A 21,520-nucleotide genomic window follows, 5' to 3' on the forward strand; every position below is an offset into this window, starting at 1 on the left:
TAGCACTTTGGAGTGTTTACTATAATGAAGTGAACATATGTTATGCATGCATAACATATTTTTCGTAAATTCACATAGAACAATTATAAATGAAGATGGTATGAAAAAGATGATTATGACATTAGTAATGCTATTGACCACAATAGCTATTTTTGCCCAGACAGAACCCATTCTCGGGAAGTGGCAAAACTCAAGTGGCGAGGGAAGGATCGAGATCTTTAAAAAGGGAAATCACTATTTTGGAAAATTATATTGGCTAAAAGAACCCAATAATGATCAAGGTCAACCTAAAAAAGATATTAAGAATCCAGATAAAAATTTGCAAAGCCGAAACGTATTGGGTTTAGAGATATTAACCAACTTTACAAAAGACGGTAGCACATTTGGCGGAGGTAAGATTTATGACCCTAAGACAGGGAAAACATATAGCTGTAAGATGACTTTACAGGGAGCTGATAAGTTGGATATTAGAGGGTATGTCGGTGTCAGTTTATTCGGTAGAACCGATGTGTGGACAAGAGTTAAATAATACTTTATGCTATAAAAATTGAAAAAGTGCTGTTGCGTTAAACAGCACTTTTGTTGTTTATTGGGCCTTTATTTTTAAAAATATTGTATAATTAATTTAATAGCAGTAATTTCAGCACTAAAATTAACGATAATAATGCTATGGCTGTTAAGATGTCCTATTCGGAGAATATAAAACTTGCACTACAATCTATTGTAGGCAATAAGTTGCGGACATTTCTGACAGCACTGATTATCGCAATTGGTATTACAGCATTGATTGGGGTATTAACTTCTATCGATGCGATTAAATCTTCACTGACAGACTCTTTTTCTTCAATGGGTTCCAATTCATTCAATATTCGAAATCGTGGATTGAATGTACGGATAGGTAACAGTGGAGAGCAGTCAAAAGTCTTTTCGTCCATTACTTATCGTGATGCTTCAAGTTTCAAAGAATTATTTAAATTCGATGCCGTTACCTCCATCAATGTCAATGTATCCTGGGCAGCAACTGCGAAATATAAATCCGAAAAGACCAACCCTAATATTGGGGTGATCGGAGCTGATGAGTCTTATCTGAAGACCTCGGGTTATAATTTGGCCTTAGGACGTAATTTCACAAATCGAGAGGTCTATAATGGTAATTCGGTTGTTATTATTGGCGATGAAATATATCAAAAAATATTCAAGGGCACCATCAATCCAATAGGTGAATTTATGACCATTGGGGGTGTTCGCTACCAAGTGATTGGTGTATTGAAAAACAAAGGTTCTAGTGCTGGAATGGGGGCAGATAAAGCCTGTATCATTCCATTGATTAAGGCCAGGAGCGTTATGGCTGGACAGGAGCCATCCTACACCATTACGGTGTCGGCAAATGACCCAATCCGTCTAGAAGCCGCGGTAGGAGAGGCTACCATTGTCTTTCGGAATATCCGTGGATTGACAGCCAAACAAACGTCTGACTTTGAGATTACAAAATCTGATGCGGTAGCACAGATATTACTACAGAATATGGTAGTCATCACTATGGGAGCTATTGTGATTGCTTTAATTACATTGATTGGTGCATCCATTGGTCTTATGAATATCATGTTAGTTTCTGTGACCGAACGAACGCGGGAGATTGGTATACGAAAAGCAATCGGGGCTACTCCTTCTGTTATCCGTAAGCAATTTCTGATTGAAGCCGTTGTGATTTGTCTTATAGGCGGAGCGGCCGGAATATTATTGGGTATTGTTATCGGTAATTTGTTAGCCTTGCAATTGGGCGCTTCGTTTATTGTTCCATGGAACTGGATTTTCTTAGGTTTTACCGTTTGTATTGTCGTCGGCATGGTTTCAGGCTATTATCCTGCATCTAAGGCATCAAAACTGGATCCGGTAGAGGCTTTGCGTTATGAATAAAAAATTGTGCAAACGGTTTCACACGCGCTTTGCGCATTAATAACACAAACTTCATCCGGAATTGAGGTAAATCCTCTTATAAAATCTTATTATTGTAGAAAATTTTGAAATATTATGTATAAAACTCTTCAACCTGCATTGCAGAAAGAATTAGCAGCTATCAAAGAAGCTGGTTTGTATAAAGAAGAACGCGTAATTACTACGCCTCAAGGTGCTGATATTAAAGTGAGCACTGGTGAAGAAGTCGTCAATTTTTGTGCAAATAACTATTTAGGATTATCATCGCATCCGAAAGTGACTGAAGCAGCGAAAAGAGCAATAGATTCACATGGATATGGTATGTCTTCGGTGCGTTTTATTTGTGGAACGCAGGATATTCACAAAGAGTTGGAAGCAAAAATTTCTAAATTTTTAGGAACAGAGGACACGATTTTATACGCAGCTGCATTTGATGCAAATGGAGGTGTATTCGAACCTTTATTTAGCGCAGAAGATGCAATCATTTCTGATGAATTGAACCATGCTTCTATTATTGATGGTGTTCGTTTGTGTAAAGCACAACGTTTCCGTTATAAAAATGCGGATATGGCCGATTTAGAAGCACAGTTACAAGCGGCTTCTGGAGCTCGTCACCGTATTATTGTTACAGATGGTGCCTTCTCTATGGACGGTTCAGTAGCACCTTTAGATCAGATCTGTGATTTAGCAGATAAATATGAAGCCTTAGTAATGATCGATGAGTCACATTGTACAGGATTTGTTGGAAAAACAGGTCGTGGAACACACGAATTGTACAATGTTATCGATCGCGTAGATATCATTACAGGTACTTTGGGTAAAGCATTGGGTGGTGCATCTGGAGGTTTTACTTCAGGTCGTAAAGAAATCATCGACATGTTGCGTCAACGTTCACGTCCATACTTGTTCTCGAACACGTTGGCACCAGCTATCGCAGGAGCGTCTGTAGCGGTCTTGGACATGTTGAGTGAGACAACAGACTTACGTGATAAATTAGAGTCAAATACAGCTTATTTCCGCGATAAAATGACTGCAGCAGGTTTTGATATTAAACCCGGATTCCATCCGATTGTGCCTGTTATGTTGTATGATGCGAAATTAGCGCAAGAATTTGCCACAAGAATGTTGGCAGAAGGAATCTATGTTATTGGGTTCTATTACCCTGTGGTTCCACAAGGGAAAGCACGTATTCGTGTACAAATTTCAGCAGGTCATGAGGTGTCTCATTTGGATAAAGCAATAGCTTCATTCACGAAAGTTGGAAAAGATTTAGGTGTAATCAAATAAAATACACATAGTTATATGAATTTATGGTGCAAATTACTTATCTTTGCACCCTGAATTTAAAACAAATTTACTTGCTGGATGCAAAATATTAGAAATATAGCGATTATCGCTCACGTCGATCACGGTAAAACTACTTTGGTAGACAAAATCTTACACTTCACAAATCTTTTTAGAGATAATGATGGTACAGGTGATTTAATTCTAGATAACAACGATTTAGAACGTGAACGCGGTATTACGATCGTTGCTAAAAACGTTTCTGTTCAATATAAAGATGTAAAGATCAACGTTATTGATACCCCTGGTCACGCCGATTTCGGTGGTGAAGTTGAACGTGTTTTGAAAATGGCTGATGGTGTTGTGCTATTGGTGGATGCTTTTGAAGGTCCAATGCCTCAAACACGTTTTGTTACACAAAAAGCGTTAGCTTTAGGTTTAAAACCTTTAGTTGTTGTGAATAAAGTGGACAAAGAAAACTGTCGTCCTGACGAGGTTTATGAAAATGTATTTGATTTATTCTTTAGCTTAGATGCTACTGAGGAACAATTAGCATTCCCTGTATTATACGGTTCAAGTAAACAAGGTTGGATGTCAACTGATTGGAAAGAGCCTAAAGAGGATTTATCTGAATTGTTAGATGCTATCATTGCACATTTCCCACCTTCACCATATAATGAAGGTACATTACAAATGCAAATCACATCTTTAGATTACTCTACATTCGTAGGTCGTATTGCTATCGGTCGTGTTGCACGTGGAACAATTAAAGAAGGCCAACCTATTTCATTAATGAAACGTGATGGTAAAATCGTTAAATCTCGTGTAAAAGAGTTACATACATTTGAAGGATTAGGTCGTCGTCGTGTTGAAGAAGTTGCTTGTGGTGATATCTGTGCTGTAGTTGGTATCGATGGTTTTGACATCGGTGATACTATCGCTGATTTCGAAAACCCAGAGCAATTAGAGGTCATCCACATTGATGAGCCTACGATGAACATGTTGTTCACGATTAATAACTCTCCTTTCTTTGGTAAAGAAGGTAAATTGGTTACTTCTCGTCACATCCATGATCGTTTACAAAAAGAGTTAGAGAAAAACTTAGCATTACGTGTACTTCCTACAGAATCTCCTGATGCATGGTTAGTATATGGTCGTGGTATTCTCCATTTATCAGTCTTGATCGAAACAATGCGTCGTGAAGGTTACGAATTGCAAGTTGGTCAACCTCAGGTTATCTTGAAAGAAATTGATGGTAAGAAATGTGAGCCAATTGAAGTATTGGTAGTTGATGTTCCTGCTGAAGTTTCTGGTAAAGTAATCGAATTGGTAACACAACGTAAAGGTGAGTTATTGATTATGGAGACAAAAGGTGAAATGCAACACTTAGAGTTCGAAATTCCTTCTCGTGGTATCATCGGCTTACGTAACAACGTACTGACTGCTACTGCTGGTGAGGCTGTTATGGCGCACCGTTTGAAAGGTTACGAACCTTGGAAAGGTACAATCCCTGGACGTCAACATGGTGTATTGATTTCATTGGATAAAGGTACTACAACAGCTTATTCTATCGATAAATTACAAGATCGTGGTAAATTCTTCGTTGATCCAGGAGCAGATATCTATGAAGGACAAATCTTAGGAGAGCATATCCGTGATAATGATTTAACAATCAATATCGTTAAAGCGAAACAATTGACTAACATGCGTGCTTCTGGTACAGATGATAATGCACGTATTGCACCAGCAATCAAATTCTCTTTAGAGGAATCAATGGAGTATATCCAAGGTGACGAATATATCGAGGTTACTCCTCAATCTATCCGTTTACGTAAAATCTACTTAACAGAAGGTGAACGTAAAGTGAATAAAAAATTCTAATCTTATCATTAGAATCAAAATAATAGAAAAGCCTTCGAGAAATCGGAGGCTTTTTTTGTGCAAACCTATTTTTACTACAACTTTTATCTATCAGATGTATTCATGAAAAGGTTATTTGCCTGTCGGGATCATGATGGAGCCATTCTTTAAATTCTCCAAGATTTCATTCATCATTTCGTTTTAGATATCGTTATTCTTTTTGTAATAAAAATGAATGCAAAATAGCTAATGTCAATATAAATTTCGATTTTTATGGGGCCTTATTAAAAAACGCTAAACATCATGTTTTTATGAAAAGAACTAATCTTACGTATATTTTATCAAAAAAAGTCTTAGGATATGCTTTGTTTTTAAGCTTTCTAGCGATAGACAATGGATTTGCACAAAACCGATCTCAACAAGCGCCGCAGGTATTAGAACCTATTGTGCAAAAAATCGTAGTAGAAGCCAATCATAATTCTCAATTAGAATCACTTGCATTTGAGTTGCTCGATGTTGTTGGTCCACGTTTAGTGGGGACTCCAGGTATGACTCGGGCAAATGAATGGGCATTAGCAAAGTTTGAAAGTTGGGGAATTGCGGCCAAGAATGAGAAATTTGGTGAATGGAGAGGATGGGAACGCGGTATTTCGCATATCGATATGATCACGCCTCGTGTTAAGTCATTGGTCGGCACACAACTGGCTTGGAGTCCAAGTACAAAAGGAAAAAGTATACAAGGAGAGGTTATAGCACTACCAGATGTAAAGGATTCCTTGTCTTTTTACAAATGGCTACCAGATGTTAAAGGCAAATTCGTCATGATTTCCATGCCACAACCTACAGGGCGACCAGATCATAATTGGGAAGAGTTTGGGACAAAGCAGTCTATTGAAAAAATGAATAGATCTCGGGATTCTTTGGCGCTTTTATGGAACAATCGCATTAAAGCATCGGGCATGTCAGCGAACTCTATTCCTTCCATTTTGGAAGATGCAGGAGCTGCAGGTATTTTGACCAGTAACTGGTCAAATGAATTTGGTGCAAATAAAATCTTTGGAGCACGATCATATAAGGCACCATCGCTCGATATATCTTTAGAGGATTATGGTATGTTATATCGTCTCGCAGATAAAGGTATCAAACCTATGATCCGTGTAGAGACCTCTTCAAAAGACTTAGGCAATGTGCCTTCGTTCAATACCATTGCAGAGATTAAAGGAAGTGAATTTCCCAATGAGTATATTATTCTCTCGGCGCATCTAGATTCGTGGGAGGGTGGTTTCTGGCGCCACAGATAATGGCACAGGGACTATCGCAATGATGGAAGTAGCACGTATTTTAAAACAGGTATTACCAAATCCGAAACGAACTATTTTGATTGGTCTTTGGGGAAGTGAAGAGCAGGGTTTAAATGGTTCTCGCTCTTTTGTATTGGATAATCCAGATATTGTTGAAAACACACAAGCTGTTTTCAATCTGGATAATGGAACAGGACGTGTAGAGAGAATTAATGGTTCGGGCTTTGTACATGCTTACGATTATATATCACGTTGGATGTCTGCCGTACCGGTTGCGGTGACAAAAGATATCAAAACTGAATTCCCAGGATCTCCAAGTGGCGGTGGGTCAGACCATTCTTCTTTTGTCGCAGCGGGTGTACCAGCCTTTATGTTAAGCTCTTTATCTTGGGGTTACTTTACGAATACATGGCATACGAACTTAGATACTTATGATAAGTTGGTATTCGATGATTTGAAATACAATGTCATCCTTACCGCTGTGATGGCGTATAAAGCCTCTGAAGAACCTGCTTTAGTTAATAGGGAACAACGTGTGCTACCTGCAGATCGAGATGGCAAACCGGGTGTTTGGCCTCCCATTAGGCAACCAAGGAGAAGTGGTGTTGGTTATTAAGCAGAACGAACGAATAAGACCTTCATGAAAATCTTTAAAATAATGTATCTAAATCATTATTTTAAAGATTTTTTAGTTACAGATTAATGTTTACGATTCTAATAAGTCTGCTTGTATCCTTAGAAAATCTATTTGTTTACAATTTCTTGTTTCCATATAAAATTTTTAAATTTATAAAGCGAAGTCGTGTCTGCATGAAGTTTTGAGAAAATAGTATGTAATCTATTTTGGATCTAGTCAATAGATTAATTACCTTTAGAAACAACCACAACCTAATTTTATAGATGAAAAACGATAATAATTATGATGCTATTGTAATCGGTTCTGGAATTTCCGGAGGATGGGCCGCAAAGGAATTCTGTGAAAAAGGATTAAAAACATTGGTATTAGAAAGGGGTAGAGATGTTAAGCATATTAAAGATTACCCCACAGCATACCAAGATCCCTGGCAGCTTGGAAATAATAATCAACTGACTTTAAAGGAACAAAAAGAAAATCCAATTGCCTCAAAATGTTACGCGAATAAGGAAGATGCCAAACATTTTTTTACACCGGATGATGTACAGCCTTATATCCAAGAACAACCCTTTGATTGGATTAGAGGTTATCAGGTGGGAGGTAAATCTTTGACCTGGGCTAAACAAACACAACGTTGGTCGCCATATGATTTTGAGGGTCCCGCAAGGGATGGATTTGCTGTAGATTGGCCGATCCGCTATGCTGATATAGCACCTTGGTATAGTTATGTAGAAAAATTTGTTGGCATTTCAGGTAATTTAGATGGTATTGAGGCGATGCCCGATGGAGAGTTTTTGCCACCCTGGGAAATGAATCAAGTAGAATTAGAAATTCAACGTAGAATTCACAATAGCTATCCTGACCGCAAAGTGATTGCAGGGAGATGTGCACACCTCACTAAACCAAAACAGATACATATTGATCAAGGAAGAGGAGCATGTCAAGCTCGAAACCTCTGTCAACGAGGCTGTCCTTTTGGAGGTTACTTTAGTTCCAATGCTTCCACTTTACCATGGGCACAGAAGACCGGTAAACTAACGTTGAGACCTCATGCAGTCGTCGATTCGATAATTTATGATGATCAATTAGGAAAAGCTATTGGTGTACGTGTCATAGATGCCGAGACCAATAAAAGTATGGAATTCTATGCTAAAGTAATTTTTGTAAATGCATCTGCAATTGCTACAAATCAAATTTTATTAAATTCTATTTCCGACAGATTCCCGCAAGGAATAGGTAACGATAGCGGTGTTTTGGGTAAGTATATTGCCTTTCACAATTACTTAGGTTCCATCAGTGCGAGTTATGAAGGTTTTGAAGATAGCTATTATTATGGAAGGAGACCTACACAGCCTATTATCCCTAATTTTAGAAATGTAGCAAAACAGGAAATGGATTTTTTACGTGGATATGCATCTTTTTTTGGAGCTTCCCGAGGTCGTTCATCAGCCTCTCAATTAGCCATGCAGGTAGGAGGTGATTATAAAGATCAATTGAGTACTTTAGGAGATTGGCATGTAGGCATGATGATGCAGGGCGAGACCATTCCTCAAGAAAAAAATCACATTCGTTTAAGCACAGATAGAAAGGATAGATATGGAGTTCCATTGGTCATTACAGCAATTGCGTATGATGAAAATGATTTTAAATCACGGGATGATTTCTTTCAGCAGGGAGCGGAGATGTTAGAAGCTGGTGGAGCAAAAAATATTTCAACACATAATAGTGGTCAAAATCCAGGGCTCGATATTCATGAAATGGGAGGAGCGAGGATGGGGCTAGATCCTAAAACGTCAATTTTGAACAAATGGAATCAAATGCATCATTGTACTAATGTTTTTGTGACAGATGGTGCATCTATGGTGTCTACTGGAACTCAAAATCCTTCATTGACATACATGGCACTAACCGCCAGAGCAGTTACATATGCAGTTGAACAGATGAAAAAAGGAAATATAAAATAATTCTTTATTAAGCTTATGTAAAATATCAAAGCTTTTATTGAAGGAGATTATCAATAAGGATTTTAAATCCTTATTTTTGTTTTTATCTGTATGTCAGATGAAAACAAATTAGATTGGAATTTATAAATGGCGAAGACACAGGATAATAGTCCGAAAAATTATATTCAAATAAAAGGGGCAAGGGTCAATAACTTAAAGAATATTGATGTCGATATCCCGAAAAACAAACTGGTTGTTATCACAGGTATGTCAGGCTCAGGAAAATCTTCTTTAGCCTTTGATACATTATATGCAGAGGGGCAGCGTCGTTATGTCGAAAGTCTGTCGTCCTATGCCCGTCAGTTTATGGGAAGGATGAATAAACCAGAGGTGGATTATATCAAAGGAATTGCGCCAGCAATTGCCATTGAGCAGCGGGTCATCACCAGCAATCCACGTTCTACGGTAGGTACATCCACAGAGATTTATGACTACCTAAAATTACTATATGCACGTATCGGCAAAACTTTTTCTCCTGTATCTGGGCAACTTGTGACGAAAGATACTGTTTCCAGTATTGTCGATTTTGCCACTTCTTTAGAAGAGGGAACTTCCATTACTATTTATGCCCCGCTTATTCCTACGAACGATCGTAAATTGAAAGAGGAGCTTTCGCTATTATTGCAAAAAGGCTTTGTTCGTATAAAATATAAAGGCGAACTGCAGAAAATAGAAAGTATTATCGATAATAAAAAGATCGATAATAAGGCCATAAAAGAAGGAGAGATTGAAATTGTTACGGATCGTTTGCGCATCGAATCGGATGACGACACCTTAAATCGTCTTTCGGACTCCATTCAGACAGCTTTATTTGAAGGAAAAGGCAATTGTTCCATTACTGTGGGCGAAGAAGTCCATCATTTCTCTGATCGCTTTGAACTCGATGGTATTTTATTTGAAGAGCCAACTGCCAATTTTTTCAGTTTTAATAATCCCTATGGCGCCTGTCGTCGATGTGAGGGATATGGAAAAGTTGTCGGCATAGACCCTGATTTGGTTATTCCTGATAAAAGTCGTTCGGTGTATGACGGCGCTATTGCGCCATGGCGTGGTGAAAAGATGGGGGAATGGTTGCAGGCTTTAATTAAAGTCTCCTTAAAATTTGATTTCCCTATACATCGCGCTTATTCGGATCTAACCGCCGCACAAAAGAAGGTGCTTTGGACTGGGAATAAGTATTTTTCAGGTTTGGATAAATTCTTTAAGGAACTAGAAGAGCAGACCTATAAGATCCAGTATCGGGTTATGTTATCACGGTATCGTGGCAAGACCGATTGTCCAGATTGTCATGGTTCACGTCTTCGCCAAGATGCGACATACGTTAAGGTTGGGGATAGATCCATTACAGATATTGTTTTGATGCCATTAGACCAAGCATTAGCCTTTTTTCAAGGCTTGGTATTGGTGGGAAATGATCTCTTGATAGCGAAGCGATTATTATCAGAAATTGAAAGTAGATTACAGTTTCTTTGCGATGTAGGACTGAGCTATTTAACCTTAAATAGACTTTCAAACTCGCTTTCCGGAGGAGAGTCACAACGTATCAATCTGGCCACTTCTTTAGGAAGTTCTTTGGTCGGTTTCTATCTATGTTTTGGATGAACCCAGTATCGGTTTGCATCCTAGAGATACACAAAGGTTGATCAGTGTGTTAAAATCATTACGTGATATTGGGAACACCGTAATTGTGGTGGAGCATGAACAAGAAATGATGGAGGCCGCAGATTATTTGATCGATATTGGTCCTGAAGCAGGAATTAATGGCGGGGAATTGGTTTTTGCAGGTCATTACGAAGATATTATTAAGGATGATCAAAGTTTGACAGGACGCTATTTAAGCGGGAAAGATAGTATCGATATTCCTAAGCAACGTCGGCAGTGGAATAATGCCATTACCATCAAGGGCGCGCATGAGAATAACCTTCAGGGAATTGATGTGACGTTTCCGTTGAACAATTTTACAGTGGTTACCGGTGTTTCAGGCTCTGGTAAAACATCCTTGGTGAAACGAATTCTGTATCCCGCTTTGCAGAAAGCCATCGGAAATTATTCGGGAGAACAAACCGGTGTGTATGACGGTATCGAAGGAGATATTGATCATGTGGAGCAAATAGAAATGGTCGATCAGAATCCTATTGGCCGTTCCTCACGATCCAACCCTGTTACTTATGTGAAGGCATGGGATGAAGTGAGAGCATTGTATTCGAACTTACCGGCAGCAAAAGCCGCGGGTCTCAAACCGGCAGCCTTTTCATTCAACGTGGAAGGCGGGCGTTGCGATGTATGTCAAGGTGAAGGTGAAGTGAAGATCGAGATGCAGTTTATGGCAGATATCGTCTTGCCTTGTGAAGTCTGCGATGGAAAACGGTTTAAGCAACATGTGTTGGATGTGCAATATAAACATAAATCTGTTTCTGATATTTTAGGATTGAGTGTCGATGAGGCCATTGTTTTCTTTGCTGATCAACCTAAGATATTAGCTAAGTTACAACCTTTACAAGATGTTGGACTTGGTTATGTCAAGTTGGGACAATCATCGAGTACCCTGTCTGGAGGAGAAGCACAACGGATAAAATTGGCTTCATTTTTAATCAAAGGAAATAATAGTAAGAAAACACTATTCATTTTTGATGAGCCTACGACAGGCCTTCATTTTCATGATATCAAAAAGCTTTTGAAATCTTTTGAGGCACTGATTAACTTGGGGAATAGCATTTTGGTCATCGAACATAATATGGATATGATCAAGTCCGCAGACTGGGTTATTGATATCGGGCCCGAGGGTGGAGACAAAGGGGGTAAATTAGTTTTCGCGGGTCTGCCCGAAGATTTGGTAAACTGTAAAGATTCTTATACAGGACAATATTTACAAACGCATTTAAAAAATTAGTTTTTACATTTATAGACTAGATTATACAAAAGGCATGATTAAAAAAATGTTAGTAATGATGTGCTTTGGGTTGAGTACCTTAACAACCTTCGCACAGTCTCCAGAACGTCCTAAATTAGTCGTCGGTCTTATGGTTGACCAAATGCGTTGGGACTATTTGTATCGATTTGCTGAAAGGTACGGTAATGGAGGTTTCAAAAGATTGTTGAGTGATGGATTTTCTTGTGAAAATACTTTGATCAACTATATTCCAACCTATACAGCAATTGGACATAGTTCGGTCTATACAGGCTCAGTCCCTGCTATACATGGTATTTCAGGAAATGATTGGATTATGGAGCAAACCGGTAAAGCGATGTACTGTACACAGGATGACAATGTAGAAGGTGTTGGTACAACAGAGCCTGAGGGTAAGCAATCGCCACGTAATCTGTTGGCTTCAACGATTACAGATCAACTGAAGTTGGCAACCAATTTTCAATCAAAGGTTATCGGTATTGCCATTAAAGATCGTGGTGGTATTCTTCCAGCAGGTCATTTTGCTGATGCTGCATATTGGTTTGAGGCTAAATCAGGCAATTGGATTACGAGCAATTTTTATATGGATAAGTTACCGAAGTGGGTAGATGATTTTAATAAGAAAAAGCTTGCTGAAAAATATTTAAAACAAGATTGGAAACCATCATATCCTTTGGCAACCTATACTTCAAGTATTGCAGATGACAATATATATGAGGGGAAATATGCCGGAGAAACAAGTCCAACATTGCCAAGAGCGACATCCAAACTGATGGAGACTGAAGGTTATGAGTTAATCAAAACTACACCTATGGGCAATACCTTGACATTGGATTTGGCTAAAGCAGCTATTGAAAATGAAAAACTAGGAAATAACCCGACGAAAAGTACAGACTTTTTGTGTGTCAGTTTATCTGCTACGGACTATGTAGGACATCGCTATTCTCTTTCTTCTGTAGAAATCGAAGATATCTATTTGAAACTGGATCATGAATTGGCTGATCTTTTTAACTATTTGGACAAGACCGTTGGAGCGGGCAATTATACGTTCTTTTTAACAGCAGATCATGCCGCATCTTATAACTCGCGTTATTTTATGGATATGAAGGGCAACGGTGGTTATTTTCCAAGTAGACAGATTATAACAGCTTTAAACGAAAATTTGAAAGCGAAATATGGTCAAGAAAAACTGGTTAAAAGCTTAATGAACTACCAGGTGCATTTGGATAATGAAAAGATTGAGACCTTAAAGTTAGATGAAGAAGCGATTAAAACGGATATCATCAAGTATCTGAAGAAACAGGATGGCGTTGCATTTGTATTTGATATGTCAAAAGGGGATGTCTTACAGGCGCCACTTGCGATACGAGAAAAAGCAATAAACGGATATCATATGAAACGTAGTGGTATTATTCAAATCGTTGTTGAACCACAATGGTATGATGGTACACCACGTTCGACAGGAACGACACATGGAACCTGGTCGAGCTTTGATTCCCATATACCGCTGGTATTTATGGGCTGGGGCATCAAACCTGGCGTTTCTAATAAAGCTGTAAACGTAACCGATATTGCTCCTACACTTGCTGCCTTGTTGCATGTCATGGAACCAAATGGTAGCATTGGCACACCAATCGTAGAGGTGCTTGGGCAGTAATACTGCTTTTAATGCTATATGGCAGGTAGGGGATGTTTGATTTCCGCTATGAAAAATTAGTGTATGAAGTGGATAGGAAGATAAGTTTGTTTTATATACAATGTAATTAAAATTGTAAATAGCACAAATTTATCTAAGTTTGTAGATAAAATTTGATTAAATAATATGCTTTCTAAAAAGACAAAATATGCAATTAAGGCCTTAATGGTTTTAGGTAGGAACTACGGTAAGGACCCCATGCAGATCGTGAAAATTGCCGAGGAAGAAAATATTCCTAAGAAATTTTTAGAACAGATATTGTTAGAAATGCGTAATGCTGGAATTTTGTATAGCAAAAAAGGTGCTGGAGGTGGCTATAGTTTGAATAAAGCACCTGAAGATGTCTATTTATCTCAGGTAATGCGATTGATTGATGGTCCTATAGCCTTATTACCTTGTGTAAGTCTTAATTTTTATCGCTCTTGTGATGAATGTACAACGGAGCATGCATGTGGTATACGCGATACATTTGTCGAGGTTCGTAACGCTATGTTACAAATATTGAACGATACAAGTGTAGCAAGTTTAATTAATAAGGAAAAACAATTAAACTTAGATACATCAGAAGATAGTTAGTTAACATTAATAGGTATAAAAAGGGTCGCGTTAATCAATTAACGCGACCCTTTTTATTTTTAACGAAAATTTAACAAAAAGAATACGATTTTATCGTATCAAAACTATATCTTTAGTTTTTAAACTACTATAAACCTGATTTAATGGCCAAATTCTATTGGAGCATACTGATACTATGCTCATTTATTCTGACCAATTCAGCACATGCACAAACCAAGGTAGCGGGAGAGATAGTTGATTCGAAGGATGGGGGAAAACTAGGTAAAGCAGCTGTTGTATTATTAAATGCTAAAGATTCTGTTCTTGTTAAGTTCGTCCGGACAAAAGAAAATGGAACTTTTAACTTTCCACAAATTGATACTGGAACCTATAAATTCATCGTATCCTTTCCGCAATATGCAGACTATGTCAAGGATGTTGAGGTAGGAAAAGTACCGATTAATTTGGGTGCAATCAAATTATCAAAAGCCGCTTTATTGCTGGAGGAAGCCCAAGTAGTCGGCGGAATACCGGTTATAATTAAAGGAGATACCATTGAATACAATGCCGCGAGTTTTAAAGTGGAGAAGGATGCCAAGGTTGAAGATCTATTGAAAGTCCTTCCTGGTATGACGATAGATGCCAATGGAAAAATCACTGCCAATGGAAAAGAAGTAAAGAAAGTCTTATTGGATGGTGAGGAATTCTTTGGTGACGACCCGACCCTAATCACTAAAAATATCCGGTCGGATATGGTCAGTAAGGTCCAAGTTTACGAGAAGAAATCAGATTTAACCGACCGTACAGGTGTGGATGATGGAGAACGCACGCAAACCATCGATATCAAGCTTAAGGCCGATAGTAAAAAGGGTATGTTCGGACAGGCTACTGTTGGCACTGGAACCGATGACTATTACGGCGTTAAAGTCATGGCCAATCGTTTCAATGGCAGTCAGAAAATAGCTGTCTATGGAATAGCAGCTAATGATGGTATGGTTGGCCTTGGTTTTGAAGACGGTCAGAAATATGGTGTAGGCGGTGCCGGTAATATGGAAGTTATGGATGGTGGCGGTATCATGATTTCAGGAGGAGACGGAGCAGAAGGTGGTTACAGTGGTCAGTTTTCTATGGTGGAGGCGTACCCAAAGCCCTTAACTTTGGAGCGAGCTTTTCAGATAAAACAGCCAATGATAAACATAAAATTAATGTGAATGTAAAACGCAATCAGCTCAATGTCCGTAATACAAGCACCTATTTTGCTCAAAATAACCTTCCAGGACAAGCGCGCATTGATAGCTCTTTAACCCATTCGGACAAAGAGAGTCGGACTCAAGCGGCAAATCTGAGGTACGATGGTAAATTGGACTCGTTGACCGACTTGATTGTCAAGATGGGGTTCAATAAAGTGCAACGCGATGATTTTTCAGAATCATTTAGTGAACAAATGAATCTAGACCGCAAGCTGATTACAAAGACAGATGCTAGAAACAAAGTGAATGGCGATCAGGAACGGTTTAATTTGGACGTCTTATTGACCAGACGCTTTAAGAAAGAACGAAGATCACTGACACTAGGCATCAATACCAATATTGATCAAAATGATGCGAAAACGAATTATTTTTCAAGTACCTATTTAGCGACTGAAAATAAAACAGCCGTCATCGATCAATTGAAGAAAGACAAGAATAATAATAGCAGCTTAAATGCCTCATTGACCTTCAGCGAACCTTTGTCCAAAAGATTGACCGGATCGCTCGGTTACACGTTTTCAAGTAATGGCTCAGAGACCTTGAATCAGTCATTCGACCAAGACCCTATAACAGGAGAATATACGGTGCTTGACCAGAAAGTGCTCAATGATTTTGACTATACCAGTACAAAAAATGGAATCACGACTTCACTGAATTATAAAGACGATAAGTTGACCATGAATGTGAGCAATCAATTGGATTTGGAAGATGTTAAACGTCAGTATAATAATTTAGAGACGGTACTACAACGCAATCAAACGTCTTTTCGACCAAGCATGTCTATCAACTATAAACTGACGAAAAGTAAAAGTTTCAATGTGCGTTATTCAGGACGTTCTACGCAGCCTTCATTGACTCAAATTGAACCCTTAAAACAAAACGCACAGCAATTGGTGACCTATCTTGACAACTTTGATTTGAAAGCAGGGTTTTACAATAATTACTCGATCAACTTCAATTCGTACAAGCAGCTGAAAGATCAAAGTATCTATGTTTACCTCAGTGCATCGCAAGGAGTGAACAGTATAACGAACAAAGTGAAGTATTTTGATGATGGTCGACAAGAGATTCAATTTGTGAATATCGATAAGACCAATTGGGGTCTTTATGGAGGCTCGGGATACCGATTTGTCGTGCACAAGAAGTGGGGATTAAATTTAGACTTGGGTGCAAATATCAATTATAATAGCCAATATAGTTACCTATCGATAGAAGGAGAAGAAGCAGAACTCAACCAGAATGAGACCTGGAGAGCAGCCCCTGAAATTGGCATTAGTCGCTACAAAGCAAATAAGCTTGATTTTTACCTCAGTATCAGTCCAGGATTTGAAAATCTAAACTCTTCGTTACAGCCTGAGTACAGCAGTATGACTTTTAAAATGAGATCTTATGGTAATGCTACGTACTATTTACCCAAAGAATTTAAAATCGGGATCAACGTAGGCCAAAACTATCAGCGTGCTACACAGACCCTACAAGCAATTAATACCGTCAACATGAATGGTTATATTTCGAAAAAATTCTTTAAAGACAAATCGTTAGAAGCCCAGCTCTTTGTCAATGATATCTTGAATAAAAATAAAGGTATCGATCGCTCTCAAAGTGGTTCATCCTTTATTCAGTCCAGTAATCAGGTGTTACACCGCTATGGCATGTTGAAGGTGATTTATAATTTTACAACTATGAAAGGAGGAAAATAGCATGAAAAAATATCTCGTATGTTTATTCTTATGTATGGGCTTTATCGCTCAAGTGTCGGCCCAATACGCATTCTTTCCAAGTAGTGGCACCGTGACCTATGAAAGAAAATTCCATCTTCGGAATTATTTGAATAGAAATTTTATGAATAAGCCCGATTTGGAAGCTTGGGACAAAATCAGTGTAGAAGCAGCAGTAAAAAATGGACCTGTAGAGATGATTACCCATCACAGTTTGAAATTTTTTGATGATGAGACTGTTTTTGAGACCATAAAAGAAGATTATCCGGCCAATTATCGGAACGTCTTTTGGCATAGTCCATTTATTGCCGACAGCAAGACCTACATCAACTTAAAAGATAGTAATTTCTTTAAGCTACTTCCATTTGGTGATGAGGAATTATTAATGAAAGACTCGCTACCCCATGTGAAGTGGAAGTATACCGATGAGTATCGCAATATTGCGGGATACGATTGCCGTCGGGCAAATGGGATTATACAAGATTCCATTTATGTGGTCGCTTTTTTTGCGGGACAAATTCCTGTTCCGGTAGGCCCAGAGCTTATCCACGGCTTGCCCGGCTTGATATTAGGGGTATCCATTCCCAGTATGAACGTCAATATATTTGCGACCAAGGTGGAGTTAACCAATACACCCGTTTCTGCTGTGCTGACAAAGAAAAAGAAGGTCGTGGCAGAACCAAAAACAGCCATTATCGCAAAATTGAAGACCTCCGTCTACGATTGGCTAAGCGAGAAGGAATTTAATAAAAAGCTGAATGCTATTTTATTTTAAACAAAAAAGGGAACGCAACGTTCCCTTTTTTGTTTATGCTCGTATTGTTATCTAATGGTACTACCAGGCTTGATTGCCGTTGTTGGATTGACAAAATCCAAACGACCATCTGCATCTTCCGCCATTAGGATCATCCCTTGAGAGGTGATTCCTTTGATATCACGAGGTTCTAAATTCACCAATATAGATACTTGCTTACCGATGATTTCCTCAGGCGAGAAAAATTCAGCAATTCCTGACACAACAGTACGTTGATCAATCCCTGTATCGATTTTGATTTTTAATAATTTTTTCGTCTTGGCAACTTTTTCCGCTTCGAGGATAGTTCCTACACGAATGTCAAGTTTCGTAAAGTCTTCAAAAGCAATATTTGCTTTCTCAGGTTCCGTTTTCACGTTAGCCGCTGCATTCGCAATTTTTGCTTCCGCCAACTTGTTCAATTGAAACTCAACCTGCTCATCCGTTATTTTTTCAAATAATAACTGTACCTCACTCAATTGATGTCCATCAGCAATTAAGTCAGACTTTCCAGCATCTGTCCAGTCTTTACGCGGGAAATCCAGCATTTCGAAAAGTTTAGTAGCCGTTTTCGGAAGGAATGGTTGTGCCAATACAGCTAAGTTTGCAACAATTTGCGTAGCCACATTCAACACTGTTTTTACACGTTCTTCATCCGTTTTGATGACTTTCCATGGTTCTTCATCTGCTAAATACTTATTTCCTAGGCGAGCAACGTTCATAAAATGAGCCATCGCTTCACGGAAACGGTATTGTTGCAACGAACCAGCGATTGCCTCCGGCAATTTTGCCATTTCGCTGAAGACATGTTGGTCCACCTCATTTAAAGGTGATCCGGATAAAACTTGACCATTGAAATATTTATGAGAAAGCACCATGACGCGATTGACAAAGTTCCCTAAAATGGCAACCAATTCATTGTTCACACGTGCTTGAAAATCTTTCCATGTAAATTCGCTATCTGAAGTCTCCGGAAGTATTGATGTCAATACATAGCGCAATTCATCCTGTTTTCCTGGAAATTCTTCTAGATATTCATGTAACCATACAGCATGGTTACGTGAGGTCGATAATTTATCACCTTCAAGATTCAAAAATTCATTGGCAGGTACATTATCTGGTAAAATGTATTCACCATGCGCATGTAAGATGGCAGGAAAGATGATACAATGGAATACGATATTATCTTTTCCAATAAAATGTATCAAACAAGAGTCATCCTCTGGATTTGTTTGTTTTTTCCAATAATCTTCCCAGTTTTTACCCTGATCTATCGCCCATTGTTTAGTAGCCGAAATGTAACCGATAGGAGCATCTAACCAAACATAGAGTTTTTTACCAGCAGCTTCTTTAAGCGGAACATCTACTCCCCAGTCCAGATCACGTGTCATGGAGCGCGGTTGTAAACCTGATTTTAACCAAGATTGGCACTGACCAAAAACATTGGATTTTAAAACATCTTTTTTACCTTCTATCAACCATTTTTCTAACCAAGGCTGATACTTATCCAGAGGAAGGTACCAATGTTTTGTTTTTCTTAATATCGGTGTTTTACCACTTAATGTAGAGATCGGATTGATTAGATCTGTAGGACTTAATGATGTACCACATTTTTCACATTGATCGCCATAGGCGCCTTCAGCCTTACAGTTCGGGCAAGTACCAACGATGTAACGGTCAGCTAAGAATTGATTAAAATCTTCATCATAATATTGCTCTGAAAATTTTTCAACAAACTCTCCTTTATCGTATAAATTCGTGAAGAACTCTTGGGATAATTCATGGTGGATAGGTTCGGAAGTGCGATGATAGATATCGAACGCAATACCAAACTCTTCAAAGCTTTCTTTGATTTGCGTATTGTATTTATCAATGATCTGCTGTGGCGTAATACCTTCTTTTTTAGCTCGAATGGTAATCGCAGCACCATGTTCATCAGAACCACAAACATAAACAACGTCTTTATTGTTTAGACGTAGATAACGAACGAAAATGTCGCCTGGGATATATGCGCCGGCCAAATGACCAATATGCAAAGGACCATTAGCATAAGGCAATGCAGATGTAATGGTGTAACGTTTTTTGGATAAATTACTCAATGCTATACAGTAAATTAATTGTTAGCGAAATAAAAAAACAAATTAAATGTTTGTTTCTTTCACAAAGATAATTCAATTTGCGGTATTAAAATAAAGATTATGACGAAAATACCTGAATTTCTTAAAGCAGGCGATAAAGTCGCAATTGTCTGTCCAGCAAGTTTTATCCGTGGGAATATAGATGTAGCGGTTAAAATATTAGAGTCATGGGGTCTAGAGGTTCTTTTAGGGAAGACCGTGACTGCTGCTTATCATCAATTTGCAGGTGATGACCGCGAACGTGCTGAAGATTTGCAATGGGCTTTGGATGACGAGTCTATTAAAGCTGTTTTCGCAGCTCGCGGTGGATATGGTTGCGTACGTATCATTGATCAACTTGATTTTTCTCTTTTTGAAAAACAACCCAAGTGGCTTGTTGGCTTTAGTGATATCACGGTTTTACATAGTCATATCCAACGTCAATATGGTATCCCCACGATACATGGACAGATGCCCAAATCATTTGAAGCTGGGACTGAAGCATCATTAGATACCCTAAAAGCAGCATTATTTGGACATATTATAGATCATCAATATATCCAAGAAGCGGCTCCAAGTCGGATAGGTGAGGGCGAAGGCGTGCTTATAGGCGGAAATTTGGCCATACTTTTGTCCGTATTGGCTTCAGAATCGGATGTCAATTACGATGGTAAAATTTTATTTATTGAAGACGTAGGAGAGTCTTTCTATAGTGTAGACCGCATGTTATGGGCATTAAAACGTGCCGGTAAATTTAGAAAATTGAAGGGCTTAATCGTCGGTGGTTTTACGGCCATGAAAGATGGAGACCCTTCCTTTGGCCAAACGGTAGCAGAGATGGTGATGGATAAAGTATCCGATGATCATTTTCCTGTTGCATTTGATTATCCTGCAGGACATATTGACGATAATCATGCCTTGATTCTAGGGAAGAAAGTAAAATTGAAAATAACACAAAATAAGGTTTCATTAACATATATCGATTAAATATTATGGCAATATTTCAAACATTAGGAAAATACAAGGATCTAGGTTTATTGATGATACGTATAGGTTTGGGAGCGATGATGATTGTGCATGGTTTCCCGAAGATAATGGGTGGGATGCCGATGTGGGAAAAACTAGGTGCGTCTATGGGTGTTTTGGGCGTTCATTTTTTACCCGTTTTTTGGGGGTTGATGGCAGCTGTTACGGAAAGTATAGGAGGGTTATTTCTATTAATAGGCCTTTGGACTAGACCATCTTTATTACTCTTAGCCTTTACGATGTTCATTGCTACTTTAGTTCATTTTGGAAAAGGGGATGGACTTAATGGGGCTTCCCATGCTATCGAATTGTGCTTTGTGTTTTTTGGTCTGTTATTTATTGGACCTGGGAAATACTCAGTCGATAAAAAATAAACCGATAAGGCTTACAGCAAAAAAAAAAGCGGGATTCCAAATTATGGAATCCCGCTTTTTTGTTGA

Annotated in this window: 15 protein-coding genes and 1 pseudogene; 15 read left to right on the forward strand and 1 reads right to left on the reverse strand. The window is 38.5% G+C overall.

Annotated features, from left to right (window positions below; all coding sequences use genetic code 11):
* Nucleotides 1–100: 100 nt before the first annotated feature.
* From ACFX5U_RS22580 to ACFX5U_RS22640, 13 genes and pseudogenes are all read left to right on the forward strand, one after another.
* Nucleotides 101–529, forward strand: a complete 429-nt coding sequence (locus ACFX5U_RS22580; protein ID WP_280571343.1) for a DUF2147 domain-containing protein — start codon at nt 101–103, stop codon at nt 527–529.
* Nucleotides 530–669: 140 nt separating this feature from the next.
* A complete protein-coding gene (locus ACFX5U_RS22585; protein WP_038695139.1) occupies nt 670–1,917 on the forward strand; it encodes an ABC transporter permease in 1,248 nt (415 codons plus the stop codon).
* 114 nt (nt 1,918–2,031) lie between these two features.
* Nucleotides 2,032–3,222, forward strand: a complete 1,191-nt coding sequence (gene kbl, locus ACFX5U_RS22590) for a glycine C-acetyltransferase (protein ID WP_038695140.1) — start codon at nt 2,032–2,034, stop codon at nt 3,220–3,222.
* 78 nt (nt 3,223–3,300) lie between these two features.
* Entirely contained in the window at nt 3,301–5,100 is a 1,800-nt protein-coding gene (typA, locus tag ACFX5U_RS22595) for a translational GTPase TypA (protein WP_280571341.1), read from the forward strand.
* Nucleotides 5,101–5,390: 290 nt separating this feature from the next.
* Nucleotides 5,391–6,380: a hypothetical protein gene (locus ACFX5U_RS22600; protein WP_400262193.1), complete on the forward strand. Its 990-nt coding sequence runs from the start codon at nt 5,391–5,393 to the stop codon at nt 6,378–6,380.
* Nucleotides 6,358–6,996: a M20/M25/M40 family metallo-hydrolase gene (locus ACFX5U_RS22605; RefSeq protein ID WP_400262194.1), complete on the forward strand. Its 639-nt coding sequence runs from the start codon at nt 6,358–6,360 to the stop codon at nt 6,994–6,996. Before ACFX5U_RS22600 ends, ACFX5U_RS22605 begins: the two co-directional genes overlap by 23 nt.
* Nucleotides 6,997–7,280: 284 nt before the next feature.
* On the forward strand, nt 7,281–8,978 hold the full coding sequence (locus ACFX5U_RS22610; RefSeq protein ID WP_400262195.1) for a GMC oxidoreductase: 1,698 nt from the start codon (nt 7,281–7,283) through the stop codon (nt 8,976–8,978).
* A 126-nt stretch (nt 8,979–9,104) separates the two neighbouring features.
* Nucleotides 9,105–11,907: pseudogene (uvrA, locus tag ACFX5U_RS22615) on the forward strand (excinuclease ABC subunit UvrA).
* Between the two features lie 34 nt (nt 11,908–11,941).
* The gene (gene pafA / locus ACFX5U_RS22620; protein WP_051959717.1) at nt 11,942–13,582 is read left to right on the forward strand and encodes an alkaline phosphatase PafA; all 1,641 of its coding nucleotides are present in this window, start codon (nt 11,942–11,944) and stop codon (nt 13,580–13,582) included.
* Between the two features lie 165 nt (nt 13,583–13,747).
* Nucleotides 13,748–14,197: an Rrf2 family transcriptional regulator gene (locus tag ACFX5U_RS22625; RefSeq protein ID WP_038695150.1), complete on the forward strand. Its 450-nt coding sequence runs from the start codon at nt 13,748–13,750 to the stop codon at nt 14,195–14,197.
* A 143-nt stretch (nt 14,198–14,340) separates the two neighbouring features.
* Nucleotides 14,341–15,387, forward strand: a complete 1,047-nt coding sequence (locus ACFX5U_RS22630; protein ID WP_400262196.1) for a carboxypeptidase-like regulatory domain-containing protein — start codon at nt 14,341–14,343, stop codon at nt 15,385–15,387.
* Nucleotides 15,384–17,126 carry an outer membrane beta-barrel protein gene (locus tag ACFX5U_RS22635; RefSeq protein ID WP_400262197.1) on the forward strand — a complete coding sequence of 581 codons (1,743 nt, stop codon included), beginning with the start codon at nt 15,384–15,386 and terminating at the stop codon, nt 17,124–17,126. The genes ACFX5U_RS22630 and ACFX5U_RS22635 overlap by 4 nt, the downstream gene beginning before the upstream one ends.
* Before the next feature lies 1 nt (nt 17,127).
* Nucleotides 17,128–17,919: a GLPGLI family protein gene (locus ACFX5U_RS22640; protein WP_400262198.1), complete on the forward strand. Its 792-nt coding sequence runs from the start codon at nt 17,128–17,130 to the stop codon at nt 17,917–17,919.
* A gap of 47 nt (nt 17,920–17,966) precedes the next feature.
* On the opposite strand, the gene metG is transcribed toward ACFX5U_RS22640, so the two are convergent.
* Nucleotides 17,967–20,036, reverse strand: a complete 2,070-nt coding sequence (gene metG / locus ACFX5U_RS22645) for a methionine--tRNA ligase (RefSeq protein WP_038695154.1) — start codon at nt 20,034–20,036, stop codon at nt 17,967–17,969.
* A 99-nt stretch (nt 20,037–20,135) separates the two neighbouring features.
* Between metG and ACFX5U_RS22650 the strand changes: the two genes are divergently transcribed.
* Together ACFX5U_RS22650 and ACFX5U_RS22655 are read left to right on the forward strand one after the other, a co-directional pair.
* Nucleotides 20,136–21,041, forward strand: a complete 906-nt coding sequence (locus ACFX5U_RS22650) for an LD-carboxypeptidase (protein WP_400262199.1) — start codon at nt 20,136–20,138, stop codon at nt 21,039–21,041.
* A 5-nt stretch (nt 21,042–21,046) separates the two neighbouring features.
* Complete coding sequence (locus ACFX5U_RS22655) at nt 21,047–21,454, forward strand: DoxX family protein (RefSeq protein ID WP_280571335.1); 408 nt, start codon at nt 21,047–21,049, stop codon at nt 21,452–21,454.
* The last annotated feature ends 66 nt before the right edge of the window (nt 21,455–21,520 follow it).

The sequence above is a fragment of the Sphingobacterium sp. SG20118 genome (assembly GCF_044740685.1).
Lineage (GTDB): Bacteria > Bacteroidota > Bacteroidia > Sphingobacteriales > Sphingobacteriaceae > Sphingobacterium.